The sequence below is a fragment of the Kordia aestuariivivens genome (genome assembly GCF_014397005.1).
GTDB classification, from domain to species: domain Bacteria; phylum Bacteroidota; class Bacteroidia; order Flavobacteriales; family Flavobacteriaceae; genus Kordia; species Kordia aestuariivivens.
The window spans coordinates 19,238-27,343 of record NZ_JACGWS010000026.1 but is presented as its reverse complement, the minus strand read 5'-3'; the positions used below and the strand labels follow the sequence as shown (position 1 = coordinate 27,343).

General features: G+C 34.8%; 3 protein-coding genes. All 3 read right to left on the bottom strand.

Annotated features, from left to right (window positions below; genetic code table 11):
• The coding region (locus H2O64_RS23755; RefSeq protein ID WP_187564744.1) for a non-ribosomal peptide synthetase at positions 1-3,019 on the bottom strand (3,019 nt) is incomplete at its 3' end.
• A 36-nt stretch (positions 3,020-3,055) separates the two neighbouring features.
• The gene (locus H2O64_RS23750) at positions 3,056-4,648 is read right to left on the bottom strand and encodes an MBL fold metallo-hydrolase (protein ID WP_187564743.1); all 1,593 of its coding nucleotides are present in this window, start codon (positions 4,646-4,648) and stop codon (positions 3,056-3,058) included.
• A 6-nt stretch (positions 4,649-4,654) separates the two neighbouring features.
• Positions 4,655-8,086 (bottom strand): non-ribosomal peptide synthetase, encoded by a 3,432-nt coding sequence (locus tag H2O64_RS23745; protein ID WP_187564742.1) that lies wholly within the window; start codon positions 8,084-8,086, stop codon positions 4,655-4,657.
• Positions 8,087-8,106: the final 20 nt, after the last annotated feature.

Here is an 8,106-nt window from a genome sequence, read left to right as displayed (position 1 = left end):
GAAAACGATCCATCGAGTGATAGTAGCTCGGTAGCATATAACTTGGCAGTCGCTCTTGAAGATAACTGCGCAAGTCGGTTTCTATGTTTTCGCTGTCGCTGATATAGTATAAAACCAACGATTTTCCACCAGTAACACTTTCGATAACCGCCGCATGCGCATCTGAAATACGTTCATGTGATTGTGCAATGTGACTCAGTTCGCCTAGCTCTATTCGATGTCCTCTAATTTTTAATTGGGAATCTCTTCTGCCCATAAAATGAACTTTTCCATCACTGCTCCACATCCCTAAATCGCCTGTTTTGTACAAACGGGTATTTGCTTGAAATGGATTGCTGATGAATTTTTCATTTGTAAGCGGCTGATCGCCAACATAACCATTGGCAAGTCCGTGGCCGCCAAGATAGATTTCCCCAACAATACCAATACCCACTGGGTTTTTAGAATCATCTAAGATATACGCGCTACTGCCGCTTATTGGATAGCCAATTGGAATCGTGTTTTCTACTTCAGAGCCGATTTCATAGGTCAGTGAGAAAGTCGTGTTTTCCGTTGGTCCATATCCGTTGATGATTTGAAGACTTGGATACGCCTGGCGTAATTGTTTGATGTGAAAACTAGAGAGTTTATCACCTCCAGCAATGACCGTTTGTAAGTTTTTAAATAGACTAATGTCGGTACTTACCAGTTCATTGAGCCAACCTGAGGTAAACCACATCACGGTAACGCCATGAGCGTTGATGCTGCTTTTTAACAGATCAACATCTAGTAATGCATCATAACTACTAAGTACTAGTTTTCCGCCGTTTAATAAGGGACCGAAAAACTCAAAAGTCGTTGCATCAAAAGAGAAAGAACCCGTACTTAAAACGACAGAGTCTTCAGTAAATTGATAGTAGTTCGTGTGTTGAACCAAACGAACTATGTTTTGATGGGTTACTTCAACACCTTTGGGAATCCCTGTTGAGCCTGAAGTATACATGATATACGCGCTGCTAGTTGGCATTAGTGAGGTTGCAACTAGTTGATCACTAAAAGCCCTTAAATCAATAGCATCATACCCGATGACAGTTCCTGTAAATCCTGTGATTTGATGATCGGTCTCCGTAATTAATAACGATGCACCTGAATTTTTCAACATAAACGATTGACGATCGGATGGATAGTTAGCATCGATCGGAACAAAACCACAACCACTTTTTAAAATCCCAAGCAAACTGATGATATAACGAGCATCACGAGATAAACTAAGTCCAACAAAACTTCCAACGCCAACTTGATGTGTTTGGAGAAGATAGTTTGAAAATTGATTGGACAATCGATCTAATTCTTCATACGTATAATTATGCTCATGATCGCTAACCGCAACTGCTGTAGGGGTTTTTAAAACTTGTGCTTGAAATAAATCAACCACATTTTCTCGAACAGCAGCTATGTTTTTTATGCCACTAAAGTCTTCTAGTAAAGTCGTTTTTTCTGCTATCGAAAGGTAATTTAAGGAAGCTATTGATTGATTAGTATCTAATAAAACATCCGATAGTAATGCCTTAAAGTGAACAACCAAATCTTCTATTAGATTGCGATCGTATACATCTGTGTTATAATTTAATTCAAAAACTAGTGCCTCATTTGTTTTTTGAAAAGATAATTGCAAGTCATATTTCGACGTTTGTGCGTCGAGTGCTACTATTTTTTCATAGTCTAAAATCGTTTCCTTGTTATTTTTCTCTTCATTTTTTACAACTAAGACTACATCAAATACTGGATTACGATCTGGATTACGAATAATTTGTAAATCTTCTACCAATTGATCAAAAGGATAATCTTGATGATTAAAGCTAAGCAACGTATCGTCTTTGACACGTTTGTAGAAATCCTTGAAACTTTCTTCCGAATTTACTTCGTTTCGAAGTGCCATCATGTTCACATAAAAACCAATTTGATCTTTTAAATCTGAATGATTACGACCAGCAACAGGACTTCCAATAATGATGTCTTTTTGCGAAGTATATTTAGACAATAATACATTCCATAGTGCCAACATTGTTGTAAATAAACTTCCTTGTTGTTCTGTTATGAATTGTTCTAATTTGCCCGTTAACAATGGTGAAATATGCGTTTGTAAAGTCGCGCCGTTGTATGTCTTTATCTTTGGGCGTTTTGCATGTGATGCTATTTCCAGTAATGGCAATTCGCCAGAAAACTTATCTAACCAATAGTTTTTATGCGTCTGATATGTTTCAGATGTTTGCTGTGCTAGTTGCCAAGAAGCATAGTCTTTATACTGAATACGTAATTTTGGCAATTCAACTTCGCTATTAGATTGATACGCTTCATAATACGCCATTACATCTCTTGCTAAGATATCCATAGACCAAGCATCACTAATACTGTGATGTAAGTTGTAATAGAAGACAAATTTTTCATCAGAAGTTTGCAATAGACAAACACGCACTAAAGGACCTTTGTTTAAATCAAAAGCTTGGTTTGTATCCGCTTTTACAAATGCATTTGCTATAAATTCTGGATTTTTCTCGTTTCTGTAATCTATGTATTTGATTTCAAAACCGATCGCTTCCCTCGTTTCTATTTTTTGCTGTACTTCTTCATTTTTATCTTTTATAAATACCGTTCTCAATATTTCATGACGATCTATTGTGGCTAGTATTGCTTTTTTGAAGTTTTCAATATGATATTCACCATTTAATTGAATGGACACAGGCATATTGTATGCTTCCGATCCGCCTTCAAACTGACTTAACAACCATAATCTTCGCTGAGCAGGAGACATTGCATACATTTCAGCAGCTTGTACTTCAGGAATAAATGCTGCTTCTTTTTTGGCACTTTCTAAAAAAGCCAAATACGCCTTAATTTCTTCCTTGTGTGTTTTAATTTTTACAATTAGATCTTGGCTTATTTTTTCTCCATAGGATATTACATCCAAGTTGCCATTGTTTAACTCAAGCTTGATATCATGTTCCCTCAATTCGGAAAGTAGTTGTATGATTGCTTCCATCAGTTGGTTTTTTTTTAAAGATTGATAGTTGTTGATTTAATACTCAATTGTTTTTTCTCCAAATAGACGTTCTCCATCAATTCCGAGTTCTTTACATTTATCTAATAGCATGTTCGATTCTATAATTGGTTTTGATTCGTCCGTGTATTTTATTGAACTGATAAATTCCAACCAAGGTTCAAGTCCCATAGCGTATACAAATACATTTTTAGGATTGAATATTTCTACTAAGCTGTTTCCTTGTTTGTAATCACAACCTGCCAATCTTCTTGATTGATCTTGCTCTCTTGGTAAAGGCTTATATAATAATGGTCCGTATAACCATGATAGTGGCGCGCCATCACATTCCATTCCTAAGAAGATGACATCTGCATTTCCAACTATTTTTTGAATTCGCTCGTATAGTTTTGGCTCTACGTTTCTAGAATCGGCAACAAATAGTACTCTGAAATCATTGTGTAATAACACATGAAAACATAGTTTACTTCGCACATCTAAATCAGAATGTTCACCTAAGAATGGTAAACCTGTAATGGTACATCCTTCTAATTTAATGGTTTGCATGTCATCCAATTCGATCACATTGTTAAACCCGATATTTTCAAACATTACGCGCAATCCAGGATCTTGTAAATCTCCTTTTCCACTACTTGGCACTACAATTTTCTTGATAGAATGACGTAGTTGTAATAGTGTTTCTAGTAATACATGATCTTGGTGATTGTGTGTGATTAATACGTAATCAATTTCTTTTGGAAGATCGTTTATTGTATATCTATTGATGTCTGTTTCGTAACCATCATAGCTAATTACAGGATCTACTAAAATGGACATTTCTTTTGTTTCGACCAATACACATGCGTGTCCAAAATAACGTGTTCGAATTCCGTCTCCTGTGTAACGCTCATATTCTTTTGGCGCTTCGTCTGTGAAAAATGTTTTGAATAATTCTTCTTGTTCGGCAGAAATGTTTAGTGCATTTTTAACTTCTTCATAGTTTCCTGGTTCACGTTTCATTTTGAATAATTTGTCAATTATTTCTTCGCGAAAAGGAATATCTAAATGCAATAAATTTTCTTCATTTAAACGCGGCGTACTTAAACAAAATGATCGCGCATCGTCTGATTCTACTAGTTGTAATGAAAGTGATTGCGCAGATTCGTCATAGAATTCACTTTTGTACAGTAAACTTTCAAAAAATCGGTAGTTTGGTTGATTGTTTAAATCGTAATACAACTCTACCAATCCTTTCAAAATGTCTGGTACTTTATCATATAATGAATCTAAAGCAAACCCTGTAGCTTCTTTTTGAAGCATATCATTCAGTTCTTGAATTGCATCATATAAATGAAGCATATTTGCTCTTTTCTCTAGCGTGTTATCGTATAATTCTTTGATTTCTTCTACTCTACCACCATCATAGTCAATAAAAGGTCCTCCTAACATTTCTGGTTTTTTTACGGCAGCTGCATGAATTTTAGGATTCTTTATGTACGATCCCATAATTTTAAGATGACGCTCTTTGATGTTCATTGCGGCTGTTCCGGGTGATACGATATGCGACCATGCGTACCATCTATCTACTAATGCTTCTAACGCTACGTTTAATTTTAAATATTTTTTATCCATGACTGTTTAAATTGTAATTTTATCTACTATTTTGTTGTTATCTAATTGTTTTTTGTCCCAAAGAATATTGGCAATGAGTTTCCCTAATTCTGTTATAGTTCTTAGTTTGAATATTGCTGTGAATTCTACTGATAATCCAAATTCTTTATTTACTTTGAAAAGCATGTTTACGGCTTTTAAACTGTGTCCACCTAAGTTGAAGAAGTCATCAGTAACACTAATGCGTTCTTTTCCTAAGATTTCTTTCCATATGTCTAGTAATTTTTCTTCTTCTTCTGTTGAAGGCTCCACAAATTTTTCAGCTGTTGCCAACGTTTCTCCTTGCAATCCTGTTAATGCTTTTCTATCTAGTTTTCCATTTGGAGTTAGTGGCAAATTGTCTACAAATACATAGCGAGAAGGCACCATATATTGCGGTAAAAACTCAGCTAAATTTGTTCTGATTTCGTTTAATTTTTCTTGTTGATTTGATACGAGATACGCTGTCAATTGTTTTTCTCCAGAAACTTCTTCCGAAAGTCCAACAGCTGCCATTTCTATAGCATCATTTGATTGTAGCAAACTTTCTATTTCACCCAATTCAATTCGGTATCCTTTTAGTTTTATTTGACTGTCTTTTCTTCCTAAACATTCCAATTCTCCATTTGGAAGCCATATTGCTAAATCGCCCGTTTTGTATATTTTTTGATGTGAATTTTTGTCAAATGGATTCTGAATGAATTTTTCATTGGTAATTTCATCTTTTCCAATATATCCTTCGCTTACACCATCGCCACCAATGCATAATTCGCCTGCAACACCAATTGGACATATTTGTAAATGTTCATCCAATACATAGATTTGTGTGTTTGCAATTGGTTTTCCTATGGTGAGTTGCGATTTGTCTTTGATTTCTTTAATGCTAGACCAAATTGTCGTTTCCGTGGGTCCATACATATTGAATATTGATTTCTCCCTAAGATCTATCAAATCATGGCATAGTTTTTTTGGCAATGCTTCTCCTCCAACTAATAGTGTTTCTAATTGTACCAACGCACGTTTTCCTTCTTCCGAGATAAAAAATTCTTGAATAAATGAAGGTGTCGATTGTAAGTGTGTTACACCATATTTTACGATTGCTTCAAAAGGTGTTTGTTGATTTTCAAATCGTTTTGACAAGAACTTATATTGTGCTTTTTGCGCTGATGATGCGTCTTCTGAAAGCGGAGTTAGTACTATTGGACGATCTGCTTGTATTACTATTGTATCGCCTCTTGTTACTGTCCAAATTAATTCTAAAATAGAAATATCAAAACTGATACTCGTAACAGCCAACCATTTTGCTGACATTTGTTGCTTTGGAAATTGAACATTTAATCCTACTAAGAAATTGTACAGATTTTGATGTGTTACACGTACACCTTTTGGTTTTCCTGTAGTTCCAGATGTATAGATTGTGTATGCACTATCGCTCGATTTTATCGTTGGTAATGTCTTTTTTTCTGCGTTCCAAATAGAAACATCTTCCATACAAATTATGCTGCTTTCGCTAACGATAAATTGTTTTATTTCTGCATTTGTTATTGTGATTGCTGCGTTGCTATCTTTTAGAATATATCCCAAGCGATCAAACGGAAATGAAGGATCTAACGGCAAATAGGTTGCGCCTGATTTTAAGATTCCAAAAATAGCAACCATCATTTCAAACGAACGATCTAAACATAGCGCGATGACACTGTTGTTATCTATATTGAACGTTTGGAGATAATTTGCCAATTGCGTAGATTTTTCATCTAGTTCTTGGTATGAATGTTTGCAATCATCAAAAATAACTGCCGTTGCAGTTGGTGTTTTAGCTACTTGCGCACGAAATGCATCTAAGCTTGTGTTTTCAGTATTATAGTCAACTTTTGTTGCATTAAAATCATATAACAATGTTTGCTTTTCCGTTTCAGATATATAGTCAATGGTAGCAATTGATTTCTCTTCATAATGAATTCCTTCTGTAACGAAGTTTTCAAAATGCGCAATGAATTTTTCAATGAAAGCTGCTTCAAAAATATCTGTATTGTATTCTACAGCTACTTTAAGCCCATCCTGTGATTCTACAAACGAAAATGTGATATCAAATTGACTTGTCTTTTTTTGTTTCTCATACGGTGTTACCGTTAAGCTTTCTAATGAAATTGCATTTGCTTCTTGCATATTTTGCAAGATGACCATGACATCAAATAAAGCTGATCGCGAGGTGTCACGTTTTGGGTTTAATTCAGAAACTAATACATCAAATGGATATGCTTCATGTTTGTAAGCATCAAGCAATGTATTTTTCTGTACGTTTACCAACGTTTTAAAACTATCCAAAGCTTCAAACGCTGTTCTAATCGCTAGTGTATTTAGAAATAACCCTATTTGATTTGTTATATCTTGATGTGTTCTTCCTGCGGTTACAGTTCCAAGAATGATGTCTGTTTTGTTAGTGTATCGACTACAAAGTCCATTGATTCCTGCCATCAATGTAGTAAACACGCTTACTTCCTGATGTTGACTAAATTCTTTTATGTTTTTATAAAAAGTACCTGAGAAATGATGTGTATGTACGTTTCCAGTGTATGTTTTAATTGTTGGGCGCTTTTTACTGGTTGAAAACTCCAATACAGGAAGTGCTCCATGTAGCTTTTTAAGCCAATATGCTTCCGATTTTTTGAGTAATTGCTGTTGTGCTTCACTTTCTTTCCAAACCGCATAATCTTTATATTGCACTACTAATGAAGGGACTGGCGAAAATGTATCTTGTACTAAAGTATTGTAGGTTTTAATGATTTCTTTGGTCAATACTTGCACAGACCAACCATCGCTTATAATATGATGTAAATTGAATAGTATGATATGCGATTGTGGCGTAATTTTTAATGCTGAAACTTTGAGTAAAGGTGTTTCGTTAAGATTGAATACATGCTGACTATTTTTTTCAATAAAAGCATCAATATTTGCTTGAGAAGCACCTGAAATTGTTTCAACTGTTATCGAAAAATCAACTTCTTCAAAAGGTAAAATAACTTGCCTTAATTCACCATTTTCAGTTTCTATAAAATTAGTACGCAAACTTTCGTGACATCGTATGCTTTCTTTGACAGCAGTTGAAAAAGTATTCACATCAAAATTACCTTCAAATTTAAACGTATTTGTAATGTTGAAAGCTGTTTTTTGCGCATCAAATTTGCTTAATATCCATATGCGTCTTTGCGCAGCTGTTACAGGATATGTAAGCTGAAACGCTGCCTTCGGAATTGTTACTTCTGGCGAAAGCAATTTGATAAGATATGCCTTATTCTCTTTGATAGCCGATAATAATTCATTGGTAAGTGCACCTTTTGGAGCATTTACCTTCAAATCACCGTGTACAACAGTAAGACGTATTCCTTTGTTTAGGATCGTATTTAATAATTCTTTTTTCACAAAAAAGGTGTAATTATGGC